At 67.6% G+C, this 22567-nt stretch carries 26 protein-coding genes; 17 read left to right on the top strand and 9 right to left on the bottom strand.

Annotated elements, in window-relative coordinates:
- The first annotated feature begins 74 nt into the window (after positions 1-74).
- Complete coding sequence (locus IM708_RS11115) at positions 75-539, top strand: PTS sugar transporter subunit IIA (RefSeq protein WP_209426597.1); 465 nt, start codon at positions 75-77, stop codon at positions 537-539.
- A gap of 128 nt (positions 540-667) precedes the next feature.
- On the opposite strand, the gene IM708_RS11110 is transcribed toward IM708_RS11115, so the two are convergent.
- Complete coding sequence (locus tag IM708_RS11110; RefSeq protein ID WP_209426596.1) at positions 668-1318, bottom strand: RluA family pseudouridine synthase; 651 nt, start codon at positions 1316-1318, stop codon at positions 668-670.
- A 43-nt stretch (positions 1319-1361) separates the two neighbouring features.
- Complete coding sequence (locus IM708_RS11105) at positions 1362-1703, bottom strand: DUF2794 domain-containing protein (RefSeq protein WP_209426595.1); 342 nt, start codon at positions 1701-1703, stop codon at positions 1362-1364.
- 115 nt (positions 1704-1818) lie between these two features.
- Between IM708_RS11105 and smpB the strand changes: the two genes are divergently transcribed.
- Complete coding sequence (smpB, locus tag IM708_RS11100; protein ID WP_209426594.1) at positions 1819-2292, top strand: SsrA-binding protein SmpB; 474 nt, start codon at positions 1819-1821, stop codon at positions 2290-2292.
- Positions 2293-2403: 111 nt separating this feature from the next.
- Here smpB and IM708_RS11095 read toward each other — a convergent pair whose 3' ends face one another.
- Positions 2404-2811 (bottom strand): metallopeptidase family protein, encoded by a 408-nt coding sequence (locus IM708_RS11095; RefSeq protein WP_209426593.1) that lies wholly within the window; start codon positions 2809-2811, stop codon positions 2404-2406.
- Positions 2812-2881: 70 nt separating this feature from the next.
- Between IM708_RS11095 and gltX the strand changes: the two genes are divergently transcribed.
- Positions 2882-4207, top strand: a complete 1326-nt coding sequence (gene gltX, locus IM708_RS11090) for a glutamate--tRNA ligase (RefSeq protein ID WP_209426592.1) — start codon at positions 2882-2884, stop codon at positions 4205-4207.
- A 230-nt stretch (positions 4208-4437) separates the two neighbouring features.
- Here gltX and IM708_RS11085 read toward each other — a convergent pair whose 3' ends face one another.
- Together IM708_RS11085 and IM708_RS11080 are read right to left on the bottom strand one after the other, a co-directional pair.
- Positions 4438-5139 carry an NUDIX hydrolase gene (locus IM708_RS11085; RefSeq protein ID WP_209426591.1) on the bottom strand — a complete coding sequence of 234 codons (702 nt, stop codon included), beginning with the start codon at positions 5137-5139 and terminating at the stop codon, positions 4438-4440.
- The gene (locus IM708_RS11080) at positions 5136-5507 is read right to left on the bottom strand and encodes a DUF983 domain-containing protein (protein WP_209426657.1); all 372 of its coding nucleotides are present in this window, start codon (positions 5505-5507) and stop codon (positions 5136-5138) included. The genes IM708_RS11085 and IM708_RS11080 overlap by 4 nt, the downstream gene beginning before the upstream one ends.
- 197 nt (positions 5508-5704) lie before the next feature.
- Between IM708_RS11080 and IM708_RS11075 the strand changes: the two genes are divergently transcribed.
- The 4 genes from IM708_RS11075 to IM708_RS11060 all read left to right on the top strand — a co-directional run bounded on the left by IM708_RS11075 (position 5705) and on the right by IM708_RS11060 (position 7859).
- Positions 5705-6283, top strand: a complete 579-nt coding sequence (locus tag IM708_RS11075; protein WP_209426590.1) for an EF-hand domain-containing protein — start codon at positions 5705-5707, stop codon at positions 6281-6283.
- Positions 6284-6363: 80 nt separating this feature from the next.
- Positions 6364-6933 (top strand): RNA polymerase sigma factor, encoded by a 570-nt coding sequence (locus IM708_RS11070; protein WP_209426589.1) that lies wholly within the window; start codon positions 6364-6366, stop codon positions 6931-6933.
- The gene (locus tag IM708_RS11065) at positions 6930-7343 is read left to right on the top strand and encodes a hypothetical protein (protein WP_209426588.1); all 414 of its coding nucleotides are present in this window, start codon (positions 6930-6932) and stop codon (positions 7341-7343) included. Before IM708_RS11070 ends, IM708_RS11065 begins: the two co-directional genes overlap by 4 nt.
- A 12-nt stretch (positions 7344-7355) precedes the next feature.
- Positions 7356-7859: a periplasmic heavy metal sensor gene (locus tag IM708_RS11060; RefSeq protein ID WP_209426587.1), complete on the top strand. Its 504-nt coding sequence runs from the start codon at positions 7356-7358 to the stop codon at positions 7857-7859.
- 18 nt (positions 7860-7877) lie between these two features.
- Here the strand turns inward: IM708_RS11060 and IM708_RS11055 are convergent, their stop codons facing one another.
- Positions 7878-9263, bottom strand: a complete 1386-nt coding sequence (locus IM708_RS11055; RefSeq protein WP_209426586.1) for a diguanylate cyclase — start codon at positions 9261-9263, stop codon at positions 7878-7880.
- A gap of 218 nt (positions 9264-9481) precedes the next feature.
- Between IM708_RS11055 and IM708_RS11050 the strand changes: the two genes are divergently transcribed.
- The 7 genes from IM708_RS11050 to IM708_RS11020 all read left to right on the top strand — a co-directional run bounded on the left by IM708_RS11050 (position 9482) and on the right by IM708_RS11020 (position 13906).
- The gene (locus tag IM708_RS11050) at positions 9482-9760 is read left to right on the top strand and encodes a DUF3572 domain-containing protein (RefSeq protein ID WP_209426585.1); all 279 of its coding nucleotides are present in this window, start codon (positions 9482-9484) and stop codon (positions 9758-9760) included.
- Positions 9761-9773: 13 nt separating this feature from the next.
- On the top strand, positions 9774-10493 hold the full coding sequence (locus tag IM708_RS11045; protein ID WP_209426584.1) for an HAD family hydrolase: 720 nt from the start codon (positions 9774-9776) through the stop codon (positions 10491-10493).
- A gap of 84 nt (positions 10494-10577) precedes the next feature.
- Positions 10578-11237 (top strand): heme NO-binding domain-containing protein, encoded by a 660-nt coding sequence (locus IM708_RS11040; RefSeq protein WP_209426583.1) that lies wholly within the window; start codon positions 10578-10580, stop codon positions 11235-11237.
- 59 nt (positions 11238-11296) lie between these two features.
- The gene (locus IM708_RS11035; protein WP_245243128.1) at positions 11297-12247 is read left to right on the top strand and encodes a GGDEF domain-containing protein; all 951 of its coding nucleotides are present in this window, start codon (positions 11297-11299) and stop codon (positions 12245-12247) included.
- Positions 12248-12312: 65 nt separating this feature from the next.
- The gene (locus IM708_RS11030; protein WP_209426582.1) at positions 12313-12750 is read left to right on the top strand and encodes a hypothetical protein; all 438 of its coding nucleotides are present in this window, start codon (positions 12313-12315) and stop codon (positions 12748-12750) included.
- Positions 12751-12779: 29 nt separating this feature from the next.
- A complete protein-coding gene (locus tag IM708_RS11025) occupies positions 12780-13532 on the top strand; it encodes an SGNH/GDSL hydrolase family protein (RefSeq protein ID WP_209426581.1) in 753 nt (250 codons plus the stop codon).
- A 44-nt stretch (positions 13533-13576) separates the two neighbouring features.
- Positions 13577-13906, top strand: a complete 330-nt coding sequence (locus IM708_RS11020; protein ID WP_209426580.1) for a hypothetical protein — start codon at positions 13577-13579, stop codon at positions 13904-13906.
- A 24-nt stretch (positions 13907-13930) separates the two neighbouring features.
- Here the strand turns inward: IM708_RS11020 and IM708_RS11015 are convergent, their stop codons facing one another.
- Together IM708_RS11015 and dapD are read right to left on the bottom strand one after the other, a co-directional pair.
- On the bottom strand, positions 13931-14347 hold the full coding sequence (locus tag IM708_RS11015; RefSeq protein WP_209426579.1) for an Hsp20/alpha crystallin family protein: 417 nt from the start codon (positions 14345-14347) through the stop codon (positions 13931-13933).
- A gap of 378 nt (positions 14348-14725) precedes the next feature.
- Positions 14726-15550: a 2,3,4,5-tetrahydropyridine-2,6-dicarboxylate N-succinyltransferase gene (gene dapD / locus IM708_RS11010; RefSeq protein WP_209426578.1), complete on the bottom strand. Its 825-nt coding sequence runs from the start codon at positions 15548-15550 to the stop codon at positions 14726-14728.
- 85 nt (positions 15551-15635) lie between these two features.
- Between dapD and IM708_RS11005 the strand changes: the two genes are divergently transcribed.
- On the top strand, positions 15636-16466 hold the full coding sequence (locus tag IM708_RS11005; RefSeq protein WP_209426577.1) for a TIGR00730 family Rossman fold protein: 831 nt from the start codon (positions 15636-15638) through the stop codon (positions 16464-16466).
- Here the strand turns inward: IM708_RS11005 and IM708_RS11000 are convergent.
- Positions 16391-18625, bottom strand: a complete 2235-nt coding sequence (locus IM708_RS11000) for an ATP-binding protein (RefSeq protein WP_209426576.1) — start codon at positions 18623-18625, stop codon at positions 16391-16393. The genes IM708_RS11005 and IM708_RS11000 overlap by 76 nt on opposite strands.
- 261 nt (positions 18626-18886) lie before the next feature.
- On the opposite strand from IM708_RS11000, the gene dapE reads away from it, so the two are divergent.
- A complete protein-coding gene (dapE, locus tag IM708_RS10995) occupies positions 18887-20038 on the top strand; it encodes a succinyl-diaminopimelate desuccinylase (protein ID WP_209426575.1) in 1152 nt (383 codons plus the stop codon).
- A gap of 57 nt (positions 20039-20095) precedes the next feature.
- Complete coding sequence (rnr, locus tag IM708_RS10990; RefSeq protein ID WP_209426574.1) at positions 20096-22351, top strand: ribonuclease R; 2256 nt, start codon at positions 20096-20098, stop codon at positions 22349-22351.
- Positions 22352-22567 lie beyond the last annotated feature (216 nt).

Raw genomic sequence — 22567 nt, 5'->3', positions numbered from 1 at the left:
GGACGGCATCGCCGCACCTCGAAAGCAGGGTCGCGCGCAACGCCGGGTCTCTTGGAAATCGTATGGAGTAGCCTATGGAATTGGCGAATTTGCTGAAACCCGAGGCGATACGCGTCAACAGCGTCGTCAAGAGCAAGAAGCGACTGTTCCAGGACCTGGCCGAACTGGCCGCCAAGGTCCACGGCATCGCCCAGGACGAGGCCATCGACGCCCTGCAGGAGCGTGAAAGCCTGGGCCCGACCGGCGTCGGGCACGGCGTCGCGCTGCCCCATGCCCGGCTCGACAGTCTCGACAAGGTCGTCGGCGTTTTCATCCGGCTGGAAAAGCCGATGGATTACGGATCGGTCGACCGCGCGCCGGTCGACCTGGTCTTCGCCCTCTTCGCGCCGCGCGATGCCGGGGTCGAGCATCTGAAGGCGCTGGCGCTTGTCTCGCGCCGACTGCGCGACGACGCGCTGTGCAGCAAGCTGCGCGCCAACGACGCGCCGGACACGCTCTATGCCATCCTGACCTCGAACCCCGACACCAAGGCCGCCTGACCGGACCCCGCCTGCCGTCCGACCGCGCTGCAATCGCGCCCGGGCGAAAGTTTCATTGCGGTTAACGGCGCCGATTCGTCACGTTATATCAATGACATGGCAAAGCGTCCGCATGCGGACGCTGCCGCTCAGAACGGGGCCGGGGCGCGCAGCCGCAGCGGCGCACCGGTCTGCGGATGGGTCAGGCGCAATTCCTCGGCATGCAGCATCAGCCTCGGCCAGTCCGCCGCCTCCTCCTCGGCATAAAGCGGATCGCCGAGGATCGGATGCCCCAACGCCAGCATGTGGACCCGCAACTGGTGGCTGCGGCCGGTCAGCGGCGACAGCCGCAACCGGGTGTTCGCCCCCTCGGGTCGCAGCACGCGCCAGTCGGTCTGCGCGGGACGGCCGGTCTCGTGGCAGACCTTCTGGCGCGGCCGGTTCGGCCAGTCGACGATCAGCGGCAGGTCGACCCGCCCCTTCGCCTCGGCCGGCCGGCCGGACACCACCGCGACATAGCGCTTCTGCACGCGCCGGTTCTCGAACTGGCGCCCCAGATGCGCCTGCGCCTGCGGCGTCAACGCAAAGACGATCACCCCCGACGTGTCCAGATCCAGCCGATGCACCAGCAGCACCTGCGGAAACTCCGCCCGCAGCCGCGCGATCAGGCAATCCGCCCGATCCTCCCCCCGCCCCGGCACGCTCAGCAGCCCGGCGGGCTTGTCCACCACCAGCAGATCGTCATCGACATGCAGGATCGGCGCGTCGGCCTGCGGCGGGGAATAGATGAACTCGCTCATGCCGCCGGGATGGGCGAAAACGGCGCGCGGGGCAACCGTTCCCTCAATCCAGCGCGCGCAGCAGCTTCCGTTCCAGCGGCGACAGCACCGACCGCAGATCGCCGCCGCGCTTGAGCACCTGCCCGTTCTGCCCATGCAGCGCATAGAGCCCCTGCCGCTTGCGCAACTGCGGCGTCTTCTCCACCCGATAGAGGGGATTTTCGGCGGTCCGACGGAAGATCGCGAAGACCGCACGGTCGGACAGGCAGGAGATCGCGTAATCGCGCCACAAACCCGCCGCAACGAAACGACCATAGACCGAGAGGATCACCCCCAGTTCCAGTCGGTCGAAGCTCACGATCTCGGTCTGTGCGGAGCGCAGCGGGACCAGGGACTGCACATTCATCCCGCCAACCTGCCCGCTGCGCCGCGACAAATCAAGCCCGCTGATCCCGATCGCCGGTCAGGACCGCGCACGCGGCAGGCTGGACAGGGCGCGGACAAGGCAATATCACGCCCGCATGTCCAAGATGTCCGACCCCAACTACCGGATCGTCGCCGAAAACCGCCGCGCGCGGTACGACTACTTCATCGAGAGCGATCTCGAATGCGGGATCATGCTGCAGGGCTCCGAGGTGAAGTCGCTGCGCGAAGGCAAGGCGAACATCGCCGAAAGCTACGCCAGCGTCGAGAATGGCGAGCTGTGGCTGATCAACAGCTACATCGCCCCCTTCGCCCCGGCCAAGACCTGGGGCCACGACGAACGGCGCAAACGCAAGTTGCTGGTCGCCCGCAAGGAACTGGCGCGGCTCTGGTCGGCCACCGCCAAGGACGGCATGACGCTGGTGCCGCTGGTGATGTATTTCAACCATCGCGGGCTGGTGAAGCTGAAGATCGGCATCGCCAAGGGCAAGAAGAACGTCGACAAGCGCGCCACCCAGGCCAAGCGCGACTGGGACCGTCAGAAACGCCGGCTCCTGAAGGAACACGGCTGAACTCGGTCTCTGCCCGCCGCGAGATCGGGGTAAATATCGAGTTAACAAAAAATACGTTTGTCTTTCTTGTCAGGAACTTGGATAGGCTGCGCAAATTGCGCAGCCGGCCGTTCACTCCCACCAGCGGTCGATCGCCGCGATATCGTCGTCCGACCAGCCCAGGTGATGGGCCAGTTCGTGGACATAGATATGCGCCACCAGGTGGTCCAGCGCGACATCGCCCCGCTCGATCCACTCGTTCAGGATCGCCAGCCGGAACAGCCAGATGACATCGGGCCGGTCCGGGCTGTCGAAGGCCGATTTCTCGATCAGCGGCACCCCGTCGTAAAGCCCGGTCAACTCGAACGGATCCTCGATCTCCATCTCGTCCAGTATCGCGTCCGGCGCGAGGTCGACCACCTGCACCGCGACCCCGGCCGCCGCGTCCGCGAAGGGGGCCTCCAGCCGCGCCCGCGCCGCCTCGGCCAGCGCTGCGATGTCATCGAGGCTCGGCGCGTAAGGACCGTTCCAGTCAGCCATGACTCACCCCGTTCGGGGCATGGACAAAATCCGCCCCTTGTGAAAAAGAGCCGCGATCAGGAGTTCGCGCATGACCGTCACCCGTTTCGCCCCCTCACCCACCGGCTACTTGCATATCGGCAACCTGCGCACCGCGCTTTTCAACTACCTGATCGCGCGCAAGACCGGGGGCCAGTTCGTCCTGCGCCTAGATGACACCGATCGCGCCCGCTCGAAAGAGGAATATGTCGACGGGATCAAGGCCGATCTCGACTGGCTGGGCCTGCACTGGGACCGCGTCGAACGCCAGTCCGAACGCCTCGACCGCTACACCGAGATGGCGGACACGCTGCGCGCGGCCGGCCGCTTCTACGAATGCTTTGAGACGCCGACCGAACTGGACCTCAAGCGCAAGAAACAGCTCAACATGGGCAAGCCCCCGGTCTACGACCGCGCCGCGCTTGCGCTCGACGACGCCGCCCGCGAAAGACTGCGCGCCGAGGGGCGCGAGGGCTACTGGCGCTTCCGCCTCGACCAGGAACGCATCGAATGGACCGATGGCATCCTCGGCCCGGTCTCCATCGACGCGGCCTCCGTCTCCGACCCGGTGCTGATCCGCGCCGACGGGCAGGTGCTTTACACCTTCGCCTCCTCGGTCGACGACATGGACATGGGCATCACCCATATCGTGCGCGGCAACGACCACGTCACCAACACCGCTACGCAGATCCAGATCATCCGCGCGATGGGCGGCACACCGCCCGACTTCGCCCATCACAGCCTGCTCACCGGCCCGCAGGGCGAGGCGCTGTCGAAACGCCTCGGCACGCTTTCCCTGCGCGACCTGCGCGCGCAAGGCGTCGAACGCATGGCGCTCCTGTCGCTGATGGCACGGCTCGGGTCGTCGCAACCCGTGGAACTCGCCGCCGATCTCGACGAGATCGCGGCGGGCTTCGACCTCGCGCAGTTCGGCGCCGCCCCCACCAAGTTCGACGCCGAGGATCTGTGGCCACTGACCCGCGCCCATGTCCAGGCGCTGCCCTACGCGGCGGTGGGGGACCGCCTCGCCGAGATCGGCATCCCCGACGACCTGGCGCCGGCCTTCTGGGATGTCGCGCGCCAGAACATCACCCGGCTCGACGATCTCGGCGACTGGTGGCGGCTCTGCCGCGACGGCGCCGACCCCGCCATCGCCCCCGAGGATGCCGAGTTCGTCGCCCAGGCGCTGGCGCTGCTGCCGCCGCCGCCCTATGGCCCCACCGCTTGGGCCGACTGGACCGCCGCCGTGAAGGAGGCGACCGGGCGCAAGGGACGGGCGCTGTTCATGCCACTGCGCAAGGCGCTGACCGGCCGCGACGACGGCCCCGACATGGCCGCGCTGATGCCCCTCCTGCAGCGGGTTCCCGCCAAGGCGTAAACCCGCGACCTGCCGCGCCGTCACGCCCGCGCGAAAGTTTCGCTGCGGTTAACGCGCGATATTTGTCAAATCATATCCGATGGTTACTGGATTGCGCAAATTTGCGCACCGCCTTGTTGGTCAGCGCCACCAACCGACGCCCGCGATCGTGCGGCGGGCCGAAGGCCCGCTCGCCCGACCACCCCTCGACGGGGTGGAAGGGCGCCCCCCCTCACCCGTAGCGCCCGCCCTCAGGCAATCCGGCGAAAGGTCGAGACCGGACCGGAGTTGTCGAAGAACGGCACGCTTTCCGGCAGGCCGCGGCGCAGCACCTCCTCGGCCTCGGCCAGCACCACCTCGGTGATGAACGGCAGGTCCAGCCGCCGCGCCTCGGCGATCTCGATCCAGTGCAGATGGCTGAGTTCGTCGCAGGCGCGTCCGAAATCGTCCAGGTCGGCATCGATCGTCGCGGCATCGGCCAGAAAGAAGCGCGCATCGAACCGCCGCGGCCGTCCCGCGGGGGTGATCGCCCGGAAGATGTAGCGCAGCCCGCGCGGCGAGGGACGCATGCCCATCTCGGCAAAGGCACGCCAGTCCTGGGGCAGCGGCCCGTCCCATGCGCCGGGACGCGCCAGCATCAGCCCCGCCTCTTCCCAAAGCTCCCGGATCGCGGCGGCGACCATCGCCTCGGGTCGGGGCGCGGCGTCGGTTACCGGCATCGCGGCCAGTTGCCGGTGCATCGCCGGCTCTAGCGGATGGTCCAGCGTGATGCGGGAATCGTCGGGGTCCAGCGCGCCGCCGGGAAAGACGAACTTGTTGGGCATGAAGACCGCCCCCGCCCCGCGCTGGCCCATCAGCACCTTCGGATCGGATGTCTGCGCATCGCGCACCAGCACGATAGTCGCGGCATCGCGCAGCGCGGCCTTGTCGGGCGCCGGCGGAGCGTCGCTCATCCTGCCGGGCGAGCCACCGCGCGCTCGTCCCCTTCGAAGCCATGCATGCGCCGCGCCCACTGGAAGGCGACGATCGCCCCCTTCAGCCGTGGCAGCAGATACGCGATCATCCCCAGCGCGACCGACCAGGTCAGCAGGATCATCACCCAGGGCGCAAACTCGAAGGCAAGAAAGACGGTCATGTAGAAGGCCATCGACACCTTCGCGACGATCAGGATGGTCAGATAGGCCGGCCCGTCGTCCGCGCGTTGATGATGCAAGGCCTCACCGCACTCCGGGCAGGCCTCGCGCACCTTCAGGTAGCCGTGCATCATCGACGCTTCGCCGCACGCGGGGCAACGCCGGCGCCATCCGCGCGACAGGGCCATGCCCAGCGGGCGGTCGTCAACGGTCTGCGATGCGGCTTGGGACACGCGGGATCTCCATTCTTCGGGCTGGCGCGACTCTATGCCTACCACCCGGAAGGTCAAGCGCGACCCCGCGCGACGGAACGGCGCAACTCGCGCGTATCACAGTCATCGCAACCGCGGCGGACTCGCAACCGCCGCCGATCCAGGAGAAGAAGATGCGATTGATTACCCTCACCGCAGTGCTCGCACTGATCGCCGCGCCCGCCCTCGCCGCCTCGCACGCAACCGGAATGCGCGGCGCGTTGCCGTCGTTCGATTTCAACGCCGCCGATACCGACGGCGACGGCGCCCTGTCGCGCGCCGAGTTCACCGCCTACATGCAGGACCGGATGGCCGCAGCACGCGACGAAATGCGCGATCGCCGCGTCACCGCGATCATGGAAGCCGGCGATACCGATGGTGACGGGATGCTCACCGCCGAGGAACTGCGCACCGGACTTGAAGCCGTCGCCGAGGCGCGCAAGGAACGGCGTGCCGAATGGCGCGAACGCCGCAGCAGCTCCCGCGATGCCCAGCGGAGCGAAAACCGGGCTGAACGCCGCGGGCACCATGACGGCATGCGGCCGGGGCGGCATGGCCGCATGGACCGCGGATCGATGGAGCAAAGGCATGAGCGGATGTTCGACCGCATCGACGCCGACGGCGACGGCACGATCAGCGCCGAGGAATTCGCCGAGGCGCAGGCGCGCTGGCAGGAACGGTCCGAACGTGGCGGGGAGCGTCGCGCGGACTGAGCCGCCTTGCGTCGGCCGCGCCGGGGCGCTAGGTCCCGGCGCGGCTCTTCCGCCACTCGCCGCCGGACCGCCCTTGCCTCATGCGCGATGCCGCCAGCCCGACAGACGAGGCGCTCCTGCAGCGCTATGCCACCGGCGATCCCGAGGCGGCACGCATCCTGCTGGACCGCCTGGCGCCGAGGCTCTACCGTCTGGCCCAGCGCTTGCTGGCGGACCCCACCGAAGCCGAAGACGTGGTTCAGGAAGCGATGCTGAAGCTCTGGAAGATCGCCCCCGACTGGCAGTCCGGCGCCGCGCAGCCGGGAACATGGGTCTACCGCGTGGCGATGAACCTTGCCACGGACCGACTGCGCCGCCGGCGGAGCGTGGCGCTCGATTCAGTTCCCGAACCCGCCGACGGGGCACCGCCGCCGCTGCAGGCGATGCTCGATGCCGATCGCGGACGCGCGCTGAATGCCGCCCTGGCGCAACTGCCCGACCGTCAGCGGCAGGCTGTCGTCCTGCGCCACCTCGAAGGGCTGTCGAACCCCGAGATCGCCGCGCAGATGGACATCGGCGTCGAAGCGGTCGAAAGCCTGACGGCGCGCGGCAAGCGCCGGTTGGCCGAACTGCTTGCACCGCGGCGCACCGACCTAGGATATGACACATGACCAAGCGCTATTCTCGCCCCCCTGCCCTGCAGCCCGACGCGCTGGACGCGCTGCTCGCCCGCGAGGCCGCGCGCGCACCGGATCCGGTGTCCGACGCGCTCCGCGCGCGCCTGCTTTCGGACGCGCTGACGCGAATGCCGCCGCCCAGGCCTGGTGTCGCTCAGCCCCGCCGCGGCTTTCTGGTGCGGATCTGGCAGGCGATCGGCGGTGTGCCGGGCTTCGCGGGGATGGCGACGGCGGGGCTGGCCGGTGTCTGGATCGGGGCGGCGGACCCGGATTCCGTTTCCGGGCTCTCCACCGCGCTCTGGCAGGGTGCCGCGCTGGTCAACCCCGATCTGGCCGACTGGCAAGCGGACGCCCCCGACGGCTTTGAAATCGATCCGCTTCTGGCGCTTCTGCAAGAAAACTGAGGGAATAGCAAAATGCCGGAACCCGACCTTCAGCCTGCCCCCCCTCCCCGGTCGGGGCGCTTCCTGCGTCTCGCGCTGATCGCCTCGCTGGCGCTGAACCTGCTCTTTCTCGGCCTGATCGCCGGCAGCGCCTTCATGGGACCGCAGCACCGCGGCGCGCCCTCCGCCGGCCCGGATCTTCGCGCCCTCTGGCGGGCGCTCCCCGATAAAAGCCGCGAGGAGATGCGCGCGCAATTCCGCGAGGGTCGCGGCACGCAGCGCCCGGCCGACCGCGAGGCGTTTCACGCCGAGATGGCGGAACGCGAGGCCGAGATGCTGGCGCTGCTCCGCGCCGAGGAGTTCGACGCAACGGCTTTCGTGGACCTGCTGGACGCCCGGCGCAGGATGATGGATCTTCGCGCCGAAGACGCGCAGTCGGTCTTCGTTTCACTGCTGGCCACGCTCAACCCGGCCGAACGCGCCGCCGTCGCCGATCGCTACGAGGCCCGGCGCGAGCGCCGCTCACGCCACCGCTGAGCCGGCGCGCAAGCGCCCTCAGGCCGCGGTGGCCGAAATCGTGACCTGATTGCGCCCTTCGGTCTTTGCGGCGAAAAGCGCCTCGTCCGCACGCTCAATCAGTTGGCGCACGGTTTCGGTCCCGGATTGAGGGTCGTCGTTCCCCAGCGCCAGTCCGACCGATATCGTCACCAGCACATCCTGACCGTCCGGCAGAACCACGGGATCGGCCTGGACCGCGCGGCAAAGCCGCTCGGCCGCGATCCGGGCGGTCCCCAACGTGGTGTCCGGCAGCGCGACCAGGAACTCCTCGCCGCCGATCCGGGCGACCAGATCGGAAGGCCGCAGATTATCGCGCAACCGATGCGCTACCGTCTCCAGCACGCTATCACCGGCGGCGTGCCCGAAGGTGTCGTTGATCGTCTTGAACCGGTCGAGGTCGAGCACCATCACCGCGTAGCGGCGCCCCGTCTCGCGCGCGCGCTGCGCCACCCGCTCCAGATGCGCCAGTGCGTAGCGACGGTTGTAGAGCCCGGTCAACGGGTCGGCGACCGCCAGACGCAGACCATCCTGGACCTGCCGGCGCAACTGATCGGCCCGCTTCTTGCGCGCCGCATGCAGCTTCAGGCGCAGCGCCGTCTCCTCGGGATCCAGCGGCAACGGAAGCAGGTCGGTCGCGCCAAGGTCAAGCGCCATGGCCGCCGCCTCGCCCACGGCGTCGGGCAAGACCAGGCATATCGCCGAATGCCGGCTCTGCACCCGTGAGCGCAGGTCGGATACCAGCCGCAGCCCCGACCCTGCCGCCGACAGGTCCGCGGCCAGCACATAGACATCGGGCACCCGCTGACCATCGGCCTCGGCCAGCGCGTCGCTTGCCGTCAGAAGGTCGATCTTGCCGGAAAAGAACGGCGACAGCATAGCGCGCCACTGCATCCCCGTCGCCGGGTCCGGCGCGACAAGTCCCAGGTGATCCGGCATTTCGAACGTGCCGCCGGCCTCGGCAAAGCCCATCTCGCCGCAGGTCGCCGCCCGCAGACGCAACTCGTCCTCTGTCTCGCAGGCGCGCAACAGGCTGCGGATGCGCGCCAGCAGGATCATTTCGTTCAGCGGTTTCGTCAGAAACTCGTCCGCGCCGGCCTGAAGGGCCTCCAGACGGCGCGCACGGTCCGTCGAGGCCGTGATGATGACGATCGGAATATGGCTGGTCGCCGGATCCGCCCGCAAGCGACGGCACACCTCGATCCCCGAGATGTCGGGCAGCATCATGTCGAGCAGGATGAGCTTGGGCTGCTCGTTCCGCGCCATCCGCAGGGCGGATTCACCGTCGCCGGCCTGAATGCTGTCGTGGCAAGCTTCCTTGAGCTTGACCTTCAGCATGATCCGGTTGACCGACATGTCGTCGACGATCAATATCTTTTCAACCATGGTCATTTCCGAGATGGTCCATAGAATCGGGTCCGGACCTGTGACGACGGAGTGGCTGCACTTGCATCAGAACTTAGGCTGTTTCTCGGGGCGAATGGTTAACAATTTCTTTCTCTTGGTTAACGAGTGGCGAAATCCGGCCCATCGGAACGGCGTATTGTCGCCGATATCGGAACAGGCGGCCTCTGGAAGCAAAACGATTCACGAATGAGGGACGAATGACCCAGGCGCAAGCCGAACTTTTTGCCGCCCGGGTCCTCGGGTGGCTGGCCGAGGATCACGCGCGCATCGGCGCTTTCCTGACCACCACGGGAACCGCGCCGGGTGCCCTGCGTAACGTCCTGGACGATCCGGTTTTCCTTCTCGGCGTGCTCGACTTCCTAATGTCCGACGAGGCGCTCCTGATCGACTGCTGCACCGGGCTCGAAACCCCGGTCGAGACGCCCGCCGCGGCGCGGGCGGCCCTGCCCGGCGGCGCGGAGGTCCATTGGACATGAAGGGATTGCGTTGATGACGGCGCCGGTGTTCCTGGGCATTCGGGGGCTTCTGTTCGACAAGGACGGCACGCTTTTCGACTTTCAGGCCAGCTGGGGTGTCTGGGCGCGCGAGGTTCTGGACGAACTGGCCGGTCCCGATCGCGCACTCGCCGACAGGCTGGCGACGGTCTTGCGTTTCGATCAGGAGGCGGGGCGCTTTCACCGCGACAGCGCGGTGATCGCGGGTACCGGGGACGAAATCGCCGAAATGCTCGCTCCGCACCTGCCGCATCGGCCGGGCGGGGTTGCGGCGCTGGCAGACTGGCTGGCTGCCTGCGCCGCGCGCGCGCCGATGGTCGAGGCGACGCCACTGCGCCCGCTGCTGTCGCGTTTCCAATCGGCGGGGCTGCGCCTCGGATTGGCGACCAACGACTACGAATCGGTCGCGCGCGCGCATCTGACCTCCGCGTTGGATCATTTCGACTTCGTCGTAGGCGCCGATTCCGGTCATGGCGCCAAGCCGGGTCCCGGCATGCTTCTTGCCTTTGTCGCGCATACCGGGCTGCTTCCGCGTCAGGTGCTCATGGTCGGCGACAGCCGCCACGATCTGGAAGCAGGACGCGCCGCCGGGATGCCGACGCTGGCCGTTCTGACCGGCGTCGCCGAGGCCGCGGACCTCGCGCCCTATGCCGATGCGGTCTGCCAGGATATCAGCCATATCCCGTACCTTCTGGGCTTCGATCCCAGGCAATAGCCGCTTGGAGATTCTTTAACGCCTCTCACCTACCGTCCGGTCAGCCCCCCGGGGTTCCGCCGCGCTGCTGGGAGATTTGGCGACATGCATGGACTGGTCAATCGCGCTTTCCAGTGCTTCCTGACCGATTCCTTCGGTGCAGACCTGTGGGCCGCCGTGGCCGACGCCGCCGGTCTGGGAAACGGGTCGGGGCCGGCAACCTTCGAGGCGATGCGCGTCTACGACGATGCCGTGAGCGAGGCCCTGATCGCTGCCGCCTGCACCCGGCTGAACCGAAGCCGCGATTCGCTGCTCGAGGATCTAGGAACCTACCTGATCTGGAACCACCGCGTGGAACCCCTTCGCCGGCTTCTACGCTTCGGCGGCCGCAGCTTCACCGAGTTTCTCTATTCGCTCGAGGATCTGCCAGGGCGCACCCGGCTGGCCGTTGCGGAATTCATCCTGCCCGAACTCGAACTGGACGAGGTCGGCGACGGCCACTTCACGCTCCGCTGCCGCGCCTGCCCTCTCGGCTTCGGTCATGTCATGGTCGGCGTGCTGCGCGCGCTAGCGGACGATTACGGCGCGCTCGTCGTGCTCGAACACCTCGGACAGGTACCGCCGGTTCAGCGCGACAGCGACCGCCGGGCCGAAGGCGACCGAAGGGTGCAGGGACGCATGGACGAACTGCTGTCGATCACCGTGCACGACCCGGACTTTCACGCCGGTCGCCGCTTCGATCTGGCGGGCGCGGGGGCGCAATGATGGAGGGGGCGGCGACACCACTGTCCTTTCGCCTTGCCCCGGGGGCCCTCGGACATCTCATGCCGCTCTACCTCTGGCTGTCGGCTGACGGCATCATCCGCGGGGCCGGGCCGAGCCTTGTGAAGATCATGGGCGGCGGTTCCATCGGCAAGTCGCTGGAAAGCGTCTTCGACCTGCGCCGTCCCCGCCGCATCCGCGCGCCGGCCGAATTGACGCGCGCGCCAGCGCTGCGGCTGTCGCTGCGCATCCCGCCCTGTACCGCGCTGCGGGGCGTCGCCGTGCCGCTGGCCGGGGGGGACGGAGTCCTTCTCAATCTCTCCTTCGGGCATGCGGTGCGCGAAGCGGTGCGCGACCACGCGCTGTCGGACACCGATTTCGCGGCGACCGATCTGGCGATCGAACTGCTCTATTTGGCCGAGGCCAAGGCCGCGGTCATGGGCGAGCTGGAAAAGACCAATGACCGGCTGCACGGCGCCAAGCGCAACGCCGAGGAACTGGCGATCACCGACTCGCTGACCGGCCTGCGCAACCGGCGCGGCATGGATCACGCCCTCTCGAACCTGCTGGCCACGCGCGCCGACTTCGCGCTGATGCATCTGGACCTCGACCGCTTCAAGCAGGTCAACGACACGCTGGGGCATGCCGCGGGCGATCATGTGCTGACCGAATTCGCCCGCATGCTGCGCGACAGCGTCCGGGCCGGGGACATCGTCACGCGTGTCGGTGGCGACGAGTTCATCCTGCTCTTTCCCGGACTGGCCGACTACGCCCCGCTGGAGCGTGTCGCGGCGCGCATCCTGGAGCTTCTGCAACGACCCATCCTGTTCGACGGACAGCCCTGTTCGGTCGGCACCTCGATGGGCGCGGTCCTGTCTCGCCACTACGCCGCCCCGGAAGCGGACCGCATGCTCTCCGATGCCGACCGTGCGCTCTACGCCTCGAAGGCCGCGGGACGCGGGCGGCTGACGCTTACGGCCACCGACGGCGGGCTGGAAACGCGCGCGGCCTGATCCGTGCGGCATTGCCGGCGGCACGCGCCCCCGGTATCCTGCGGCAACACCCTGCCGGAGGTCCCATGTCACGCCCCCTGATTGCCGCCGTCCTGACGCTCGGACTGGGCGCCTGCGTCCTGCCAGAGGATCAGGCCCCCCGCGATACGGCCTGCCCCGTCATCGCCTCCGCCGACTGGACAGCCTTCGTCAACGCGATGCCCGGGCCGCAGGCGCGCCCCGAATTGATCGTCACCGGCACCGTCACCCTGCCATCCGCCGGCTATGCCGCCGAACTTCGGCCCGGGCCGACAGATCGCTCCGCCCGGCCGGTACAGACGGTCATGCTGGAGGTTACGCCACCCGACGGGCCCGCCGCGATGGTGCTGAGCGAGATCGACCTGCGCCTCTCCATGCCCGCCCTTTCCACGCAGCCCGGCGCTGAAAGCGCGTATCGCGGTGTGCGTGTTCTGTGCGAGGGCAGCGAACTGGCGTTCATCGCGCCGGTCGAGACAGCTTGGTAGCCGTCGCCGCAGCGCCCCCTCGCGTGTCGATGCTTGCACATCCGGCGCTGCGGTTGCTTCTGTCGCCGCTGTTTCTGGCGCAGGGGCTTGCCGTCCGCCATCGCGCCAGCCGCTTGCCGGAAGCCGAGGGCGCCCGCGCCGGGGTCGTCGGCGACGGGCCGGTGCTGCGACTGCTTGTCCTGGGCGATTCATCGGCCGCCGGGGTGGGCGTCGCGCATCAGGACGAGGCGCTGGCCGGGCAGCTGGGCCGGGCGCTTGCCGCGGATTTCACGGTGCAGTGGCAGCTTCACGCCCGCATCGGCGCGACCACCGCCAGCACCATCGAGAACCTGCGCCGGATCCAGCCATCCTCGTTCGACGCGGCGGTGGTGGCCCTGGGCGTGAACGATGTCGCGCGTCAGGTTCCGCTGGCGCGGTGGCGCAGCCGGCAAGAGGCGTTGACCGAACTGCTGCGCGCGCGTTTCGGGGTTCGCCGCATCTACCTTTCGGGCGTGCCGCCGATGGGGCGCTTTCCGCTGTTGCCGGACCCCCTGCGTACGATGCTCGGCGCGCGTGCCGAGGCTTTCGATGCGCAGCTCGCGGCGCATGTCCGCGGCCGGCTCTATCTGCGCCACTTGCCGTTCGACTCCAGCTTGCTCGATCCGGCGATGATGGCCGAAGACGGCTTCCACCCCGGGCCCGCGATCTACCGGCACTGGGGCGAAACGGTCGCCACCGCGATCCGTGCCGATTTCCGGCCCAGCGGGTCACGCCGATCCGAAGACACCGCGACCGGCAAGTGAACCGGCCCGAAACCCGCCAGGACTGCAGGAAGGACGACGCGCCGATGCCCGCCCCAAGGAACCGATCCCCGCAGGTCTACACCCTACTGGTCGAGGTCGGCCGCAAGGCGGGCGATGGCCTGCCGGACAAGGCGACCGGCGCGGGATTTCTGATCTATGCCGCCGGCATCGACGAGGCCGAGGCGGTGCGCGAAACCGTGGCGATCCTGAAGCAGGCCGATCTTGCACCGCTCGAAGTCACCGGCCACGGCACGCTGGATGAACGCCTCGCCGCGGGCGACGAGATCGACGCGGACGAGCGCGCGCTGATGCAGCGCGCGCTGGATGAGAACGCCGTGATCGTGGCGCAGATGACGCCCTTTACCGGCAAGTGATGCCGGACGGGAACCGGCCCCGCGTCAGCCCGTGCTTATCTTCACGCGCTTGCCGCTTTTCTCGGCGGGGGGCTTGCGCGGGATCGTGATGGTCAGCACGCCGTCCCGCAGATCGGCGGAAACGCCCGCCTCGTCGGAATCGGTCGGCACGCGGAAGCTGCGCTGGAAACTGCCGTACTGGCGTTCGCTGAAATACCAGGTGTCGCCCTTTTCCTCGCGCTCGGTCTTCTTCTCGCCGCGCACGGCGATGACGCCATTCTCGACGGTCAGGTGGATATCCTCCTCGGCGACGCCGGGAAGTTCCATCGTGATGCGGTAGGCATCATCGGCGGACGACGCCTCGGATGCGGGCGCGATCCATTCGGCCAGCTTGCCGCCGAACTGGCGGAAGGGTTCGTAAAGCTGCGGCCAGAAGGTGCCAATCGGGGATTTCTCGACCATGTTCTCCTCCATTCGAACGACGCTTCGAACGGGACGGATATAGGCGCGCGCGCTGCGCCGCGCATTGATCCGGGTCAAATTTTTCCACCCGGACCGCGCGGACGACGGCGCTGCACAATATTGTGCGCCCCGGCAAGTCCTTGGAAACAAGCAGATAATCCGGCCCGTTAACCGCAACGAAACTTCTGGCACCGGGTGTGGACAGGGCCGATTGCCCGGCCGGCCCTGCCTTCTTTCGTCCCAGAACCCTTTGCGGCATGACCTTCAGGAACCAATTGAGATCGGTTAACATTTTTTCGGGTTTCTTTTGTTTTCAATGGCTTCATCGTCGGTCCACGCGTGGACCGACGAATTCGCCCCGCCCACGCTCGGCCGGCCTCAATCGCGCAGAAGCTCGTTGATCGAGGTCTTGGAGCGGGTCTTCGCATCGACCCGCTTCACGATCACCGCGCAGTAAAGATGCACGCCCCCCGAAGACGGCATCGAGCCTGCCACGACCACCGATCCCGCCGGCACCTCGCCATACGTGACCTTGCCGGTCTCGCGATCGACGATCTTGGTCGACTGGCCGATGAAGACCCCCATGCCCAGCACCGACCCCTCGCGCACGATCACGCCCTCGACCACCTCGGACCGCGCGCCGATGAAGCAGTGATCCTCGATGATCGTGGGACCGGCCTGCATCGGCTCCAGCACGCCGCCGATGCCGACCCCGCCCGACAGATGCACGTTCTTGCCGATCTGCGCGCAGCTTCCGACCGTGGCCCATGTATCGACCATCGTCCCCTCGTCGACATGGGCGCCAAGGTTGACGAAGCAGGGCATCAGCACCACGCCCTTGGCGATATGCGCCGACCGGCGGACGATGCAGCTGGGCACGGCGCGAAAGCCCGCGGCCTTCCACTGGTCCGGGGTCCAGCCGCGGAATTTCGAGTCGACCTTGTCCCACCAGGTGCCGCCCTGCGGCCCGCCGGGATGCGGTTCCATGTTGTGCAGGCGAAAGCCCAGCAACACGGCCTTCTTGGCCCACTGGTTGACGTGCCAGTCGGCGCCGCGCTTCTCGGCCACCCGCAGCGTGCCGGTATCGAGCGCGTCCAGCGTTGCCTCGATCGCGTCACGCGTGTCGCCGCGGGTTTCCGGGCTGATCGTGTCGCGCACCTCCCAGGCGGCTTCGATGGCGGCTTCAAGGGCGTCATTCGTCATCTGGCGGCTCCTGCGGCTCTGGTCATGCGCTGCGGCAGGCTATAGCGTTGCTGCCCCGAGCACGCAATCCAGACAGGCCGATGAGATGAACGAAAAGGGCCGCTTCCGCCCCTTCCCCGATGCCGAGGACGACGTCCGCGCCTGGCACGGCATTCCCGACACGCCGCAGACCCGCAGCCCGGCCTATCGCCTTGCCTTCGACGATCCCGACTTCATCATGCGGCACGAATTGCGCCCGGTTCGGCTGCAGCTGGAACTGCTCAAGCCCGAGATGCTCATGACCGAACGCAAGATCGCCACGACGGTGGTGATGTTCGGCGGTGCGCGGATCCCGGCGCCGGGACTGGAGGGGGCGACGGCCGGCCTGACGGCGCTGGCGCCCTATTACGAGCAGGCCCGGGAATTCGCACGCCTGATCACCGAGCGCAGCGTGAAGACCGGCTGCCAGCAGCATGTGATCTGCACCGGCGGCGGCCCCGGCGTCATGGAGGCCGGCAACCGAGGCGCGCTCGAGGCGGGCGGTATCTCCATCGGACTGAACATCGTCCTGCCGCACGAACAGGCGCCCAACCGCTACGTCACCCCGGAACTGAGCCTGAACTTCCACTATTTCGCCATCCGCAAGATGCATTTCCTGATGCGAGCCGAGGCAATCACCGTCTTTCCCGGGGGCTTCGGCACGCTGGACGAAATGTTCGAGACGCTGACGCTGATCCAGACCGAGCGGATGGCGCGGATCCCGTTCCTGCTGTTCGGGCGCCCGTTCTGGGAGAAGATCCTGAACTGGCAGGCACTGGCCGATGCCGGCACGATCAGCCCGTCGGACCTGAACCTGTTTCGCTACGTCGAAACCGCCGAGGAGGCCCTGGCCGCGATGGATGACTGGCCCGTCGACCGGCCCGAACCGCCCGCCTGAGCGATCTTGCGGCCGGTCACGACCTTGCGCGTGGCCGGCAAAAGGGCGCCGAGCGCGCCGCGCAACCGATCAAGCTGCAGCGGCTTGGTCAGGCATTCGTCAAATCCCGCCTGCATGTAGCTTTCGACCTGATGGGCCATGGCATTGGCCGTGAAGGCCAGGATCGGCACCCGCCGCCCGCCGCGATCCTTCTCGCGCGCCCGTATCTCGTTCAGCACGGTGATGCCGTCGATATCGGGCATCGATATGTCGAGGATGACGGCATCGAATTCCTCGCGCTCGAACGAGTCAAGCGCCTGCATCCCACCATCGACCATGCGCGGCGAAATCCCCAATTGGCCCATCATCGCGCTGAGGATCATCCGGTTGGTCCGATTGTCGTCGGCGGCGAGGACACGGATGCCGGACAGGTCGATCTCCGGCAGGCTGCCGTCGTCCTTGGCGACCGGCAGAACCGTGGTGTTCGCATCGGGCAGCGCAAGGGGCAGCGAGATCAGGAAGCGGGTCCCTTCGCCGCGCGCCGAACTGAATTCGATCCTGCCGCCCATCATGTCGACCAGCCGCTTGACGATCGCCATGCCGAGGCCGGTTCCGCCGTACTTGCGCGCGATCGAGGTGTCGGCCTGGCCGAAGTCCTCGAAGACGTGGACCTGTTCCTCGGGCGTCATGCCGATGCCGGTGTCCGTGACCCTGAGCGACACCTGCTTGGCATCGGTGCAGTCGATCTCGACATGGACCGAGCCTTCCTCGGTGAACTTGATCGCGTTGCTGATGACGTTGTGCAATATCTGCAGAAGCCGGTGCGGATCGCCCAGCCTGGTCACGTGCTGCATCCCCTTGACGGTGACGCCGAAGGACAGATGCTTTTCCGACGCACGCAGGGTGTGCACCGCTTCCAGCCGATGCGCGAGGTCGAGGATGTCGAACGGCACGACCTCGATCGAGAGCTGGTCGGCCTCGATCTTCGACATGTCGAGCAGATCGTTGATGATGCTGAGCAGAAGCGAGCCGGAATCGTGCATCAACCGGATCATGCGCTTCTGATCGGGGTCCTGCACAAGGCGCCCCAGAACCTCGGCGATGCCCAGGACGCCGTTGAGCGGCGTGCGCATCTCGTGGCTCATCTTGGCGAGGAAATGCGACTTGGCGATGTTGGCCCGACGGGCCTCGTCCAGCGCGGCCTCGCGCGCGCGCTCGGCACGGACCTGTTCGGTGACGTCGATCACGGCGTAGACCACGCGCGCATGCTGGCGTTCGCTGGACGGCACGGGTGCCGCGTGAACCGAGCAATAGCGCACGCCGTCGGGGCAATTCAGGGCGAACCGCTGGTCGACGACGGGGGCGCCCGTGGCGATCACCTTCTCGAACGGGGTTTCGCCTCGCTGCAACTCGCTGCCGTCGATATGGGCATAGGCCCAGTTCTCGGGCAGGTGGCCGGCACCCAGCATCTTGTAGACCGGAACGCCCAGCACCCCTTCGGCGGCGTCGTTGGCAAAAAGGATGCTTCCCGTCTCGTCCAGCACCAGAATGCCCATGGCAGAGGTCGAGAGGATGCTGGCGAGAAAGGCGCGCTCGCCGGCAAGTTCCGACTGTGCGGCGCGCGCGGCACGATCGCTTTCGCGCCGCTGCAGGACCGAGCAGATCACGTCCGCCACCGATTGCAGCAGGTAAAGCTCGCCCGGCAGGAATTCGTGCGTGTGCTCGACCCCGTCGAAGCCCATCATCCCGTAGGTTTCGGTGCCCGAGCGCATCGGCACCAGCACCATTGAGCGGATGCCCTGCATCTCCAGCAGCTGGCGTGTCGGATCTTCCGGGTCGAGGACACTGACATCCGGCACCTGGAAGGGACGGCCGGCGAAAATATCGTCGAGCATGCTGCCGTAAAGCGACATCGGCAGGCCCTGCAGATGCTCTATCATTGGCTCGACATTGGGGCCGCACCATTCGTGCGTGTTGTGGCCGATCTCGCCGTCGCGCACGAAGACGTAGGAGCGGTCACGCTTGCAGTAGACGCCGATGCGCGCCATCGCCCGGTTGATCGCGTCGTCGATCTCGTCGATCGGCGCGCGCAACAGGTCGTTCAGGATCTCGACGACCAGCGCCTGAATCCGCGTCAGCCGCGTTTCGTTGGTGATCGTTTCACTCTGCATGCTGGTCATCGTCGACTCTGCCGCATTCCGGCGTCAGCCTTCTGGCCGGTGCCATTCCCGTTTTTTAGGACCGATTGCACTGTTATCGCCGGACTGTGTTAGCAAAGCCTTAACTCTTGGCTTCACTCTGGGCCCCGCGTTGCCGCTATAATTCCCAACACGGGCGAGCCAACTTGTCAACGATACAATCCACACGCGAAGAGGTCGCCGGCTTGCTGCCACCGGCATGGCGCGGTAGCAATTCCGCCACCTGTTGCTGTCGGAGCCATCATGCCGCACGAACCCCTCGACCCGGTCGACCTCACTGCCCGCCTGATCCGCTGCCCCTCGGTCACGCCGGAGGAAGGCGGGGCGCTGCAACTCCTCGAAACCGAACTGGCCGCGGCGGGGTTCACCTGCACGCGCGTCGACCGCGCGGGCGTGCCGAACCTTTTCGCGCACTGGGGCGAGAAGGGGGCGAACCGGGCGCTGGGGTTCAACGGGCATACCGATGTGGTCCCCGTCGGTGATCCGGCGGACTGGACGCGCGATCCGTTCGGCGGCGAGATCGAGGGCGGCCGCATCTGGGGTCGCGGCGCGTGCGACATGAAATCGGGCGTCGCAGCCTTCGTCGCGGCGGCTGTGGACTTCGTCCGCGAAACCCCGCCGCAGGGGGCGGTGATCCTGACCGTCACCGGGGACGAGGAAGGCACCTCGACCGACGGGACCGTCGCCGTGCTGGACTGGATGGAGGAGACCGGCGAGCGGATGACGCATTGCGTCGTAGGCGAGCCGACCTGCCCCGAGTTCATGGGGCAGATGATCAAGAACGGCCGCCGCGGCGCGATGAGCGCGACGATTGTCGCGCGCGGGGTCCAAGGGCATTCCGCCTACCCGCACCTTGCGAAGAACCCGCTGCACGGGCTGGTGGCCCTGCTCGACAAGCTGGCGACGCATGAACTTGACCGCGGGAGCGAAGGTTTCCACCCGACCACCCTGGCGCTGACCACGATCGACACGGGGAACCCGGCGTCGAACGTCATCCCCGCCACTGCGCGGGCCGTGCTCAACATCCGGTTCAACGACCACCACAGCGGCGCAAGCCTTGCCGACTGGCTGAAAGCCGAAGCCCAGGCCGCGAGCGCGGCGAGCGGCATCGACTTTCAGGTCGATACGCGCATCTCGGGCGAGCCTTTCGTCACCGAACCGGGGGAGTTCACCGATCTCGTCGCCGCGGCGGTCACGGCCGAATGCGGCGTCGATCCGATCCTGTCCACCTCGGGCGGGACGTCGGACGCCCGCTTCATCCGCCGCCACTGCGAGGTGGTCGAGTTCGGACTGGTCGGCAAGTCCATGCACCAGGTCGACGAATACGCCGAGGTCGCCGACATCCACAAACTCAAGGCGGTGTATCGGCGCCTGCTGCAGGATTATTTCGCCTGAACGTCGCCGCGTCAGAAAGCCGATGACGCCGCGCAGCAGAAGTGATAGCCGCAGCGCATGAGCCGCATACCGACAAAATCAGAGCTTCAGGACTGGCTGGCAGAGAACCCGGGAACGACGGGCCTGCGCGAAATCGGGCGGGCGTTCGGGCTGAAGGGGTCGGCGCGCACGGAACTCAAGCGCCTGCTGGCCGAGATGGAGGAGGAGGGCCTTGTCGAACGCCGGAAACGGCGGCGCGGATCGGATCGCCTGCCCCCCGTCGGCGTGCTGCGCATTCTGGGCCCCGACGCGGCCGGGGACCTGTTCGCAGAACCCCAGAACACGGATGAAAACGGCAAGGCGCCGCGCATTCTGATGACGACGCGCACCGAGGACCCGGCCCTTGGCGCCGGAGATCGCGTGCTGGCGAAACTGCTGCCCGTGCGGGGCGAGGATCACGACTATCAGGCGCGCCTGATCCGCAAGCTGGACGCGGGTCCGCGGCGCATCCTGGGCATCTACCGGCGCGGCTCGGACGGCGGGCGGATCGTGCCCATCGACCGCGGCGCCAATCTGGAATGGCGCGTCGCCGCCGCCGATGCGATGGACGCCAAGGACGGCGAGTTGATCGAGGCCGAGCAGACCGGCCCCGCCCGGCTGGGCCTGCCGCCGGCCCGGGTGGTCGCGGTCCTGGGTGATCCGTCCGCGCCAAGGGCCGTCTCGCTGATCGCCATTCACCAGCATGGCATTCCCGACGCGTTTCCCGAGGAGGTCCTGGCCGAAGCCGAGGCGATGGAGCCCGCCCCGCTGGACACGCGCGAGGATCTGCGCGACTTGACGCTGATCACCATCGACCCATCGGATGCGCGCGATCATGACGATGCGATCTTCGCGGCCCGCGACAAGGACCCGAAGAACCCCGGCGGTTTCGTCGTCTGGGTGGCGATCGCCGATGTCGCGCATTACGTCCGGCCGGGTTCCGAGCTGGACCGGGAGGCGCGAAAGCGCGGCAATTCCACCTACTTCCCCGACCGCGTGGTGCCGATGCTGCCCGAACGGCTGTCGGCCGACCTCTGCAGCCTTCACGAGGGCGTCGACCGGGCGGTGCTGGCCGTGCGGATGGTGCTGGACGCGCATGGCCACAAGATCGCGCATCGATTCACGCGCGGCATGATGCGCTCGCACGCGACGCTTCATTACGCGCAGGCGCAGGCCGCGTTCGAGGGGCGGCACGACGACGCGACCGGGCCGCTGGCAGAGATGCTGGCGGACCTTTATGCGGCGTGGAGATCCACCGTGGCGGCGCGCGAAAAACGCCAGCCGCTGGATCTGGACCTGCCGGAGCGCAAGATCGTCCTTTCCGAGGACGGCAAGGTCGCCTCGGTCGCGTTTCGCGACAGGCTGGATGCCCACCGGCTGATCGAGGAATTCATGATCGAGGCGAATGTCGCCGCGGCCGAGGAACTGATCGAGCGCCGTTCGGCGCTGCTGTTTCGGGTGCACGAGGAACCGAGCCCGGAAAAGATCGCGGCGTTGCGGGAGATTGCGGTCAACTCGGGCTTCACGCTGGCCAAGGGGCAGGTGCTGCACACGCGGCATCTGAACGCGCTGCTGGCGCAGGCCGAGGGCAGCCCGTTCGACGAGCTGATCAACATGTCGACCCTGCGCGCCATGACGCAGGCCTACTACAGCCCCGAAAACTATGGGCATTTCGGGTTGTCGCTGCGGAACTACGCGCATTTCACCTCGCCCATCCGGCGGTATTCGGACCTGATCGTGCATCGGGCGCTGATCAGCGCGCATCGCTGGCCGCAGGGGAAGCGCAAGGACGGGCTGAGTGCCTGGGACATCGAGCATCTGACTGAAACCGCTCAGATAATTTCCGAGACCGAGCGCCGATCGATGGCCGCGGAGCGGGAGACGACGGACCGCTACCTGGCGGCATTCCTGGCCGACCGGGTGGGGGCGACCTTCGCCGGCCGGATCGCCGGGGTGGCGCGGTTCGGGCTTTTCGTGAAGCTGGACGAAACCGGCGCCGACGGGCTGGTGCCGATCCGCACCCTGGGCGACGAGTACTTCCGCCATGACCCCGAAACGCAGACGCTGACCGGGGAAAAGTCCGGCCAGACCATGGGCTTGGGGCAACGCGTCCTGGTCAAGCTGGCCTCGGCCGAGCCGGTGACCGGGGGGCTGCTGCTGGAGCTTCTGGAGGTCGAGGACACGCCCGTTGCGCGGCCGAAACGCAGCGGAAAAGGCCGCAACACCCCGCGCAAACCAGGGGCGGCACGCGTCGGAAAGGCGAAGCTGCAGCGCAAGGAACGCCGCCGACGCTGAGGCGCGGAACGCCCGGCACGGCCCGCCGGCAGGGTGCCGGAAAGTGTATGGCAAGGGGCTGGCAAGCGTATGGCAAGCGTATGGCAGTTCCGAACGGTGCGGCAGGGATTTGGCAAGGTCTGCGCCCGCCGGTTTCGGGCTTTGGACGAGGCGGGTCAGGGGGGCGCTGCCCCCCTCTTGGCTGCGCCAATTCACCCCCCGGGATATTTTCGGACA

Origin of the sequence: Pararhodobacter sp. SW119 (assembly GCF_017811755.1) — a bacterium.
GTDB lineage: Bacteria > Pseudomonadota > Alphaproteobacteria > Rhodobacterales > Rhodobacteraceae > Pararhodobacter.
The sequence above is the reverse complement of the archived record's forward strand: the minus strand, read 5'-3'. Positions and strand labels throughout refer to the sequence as shown.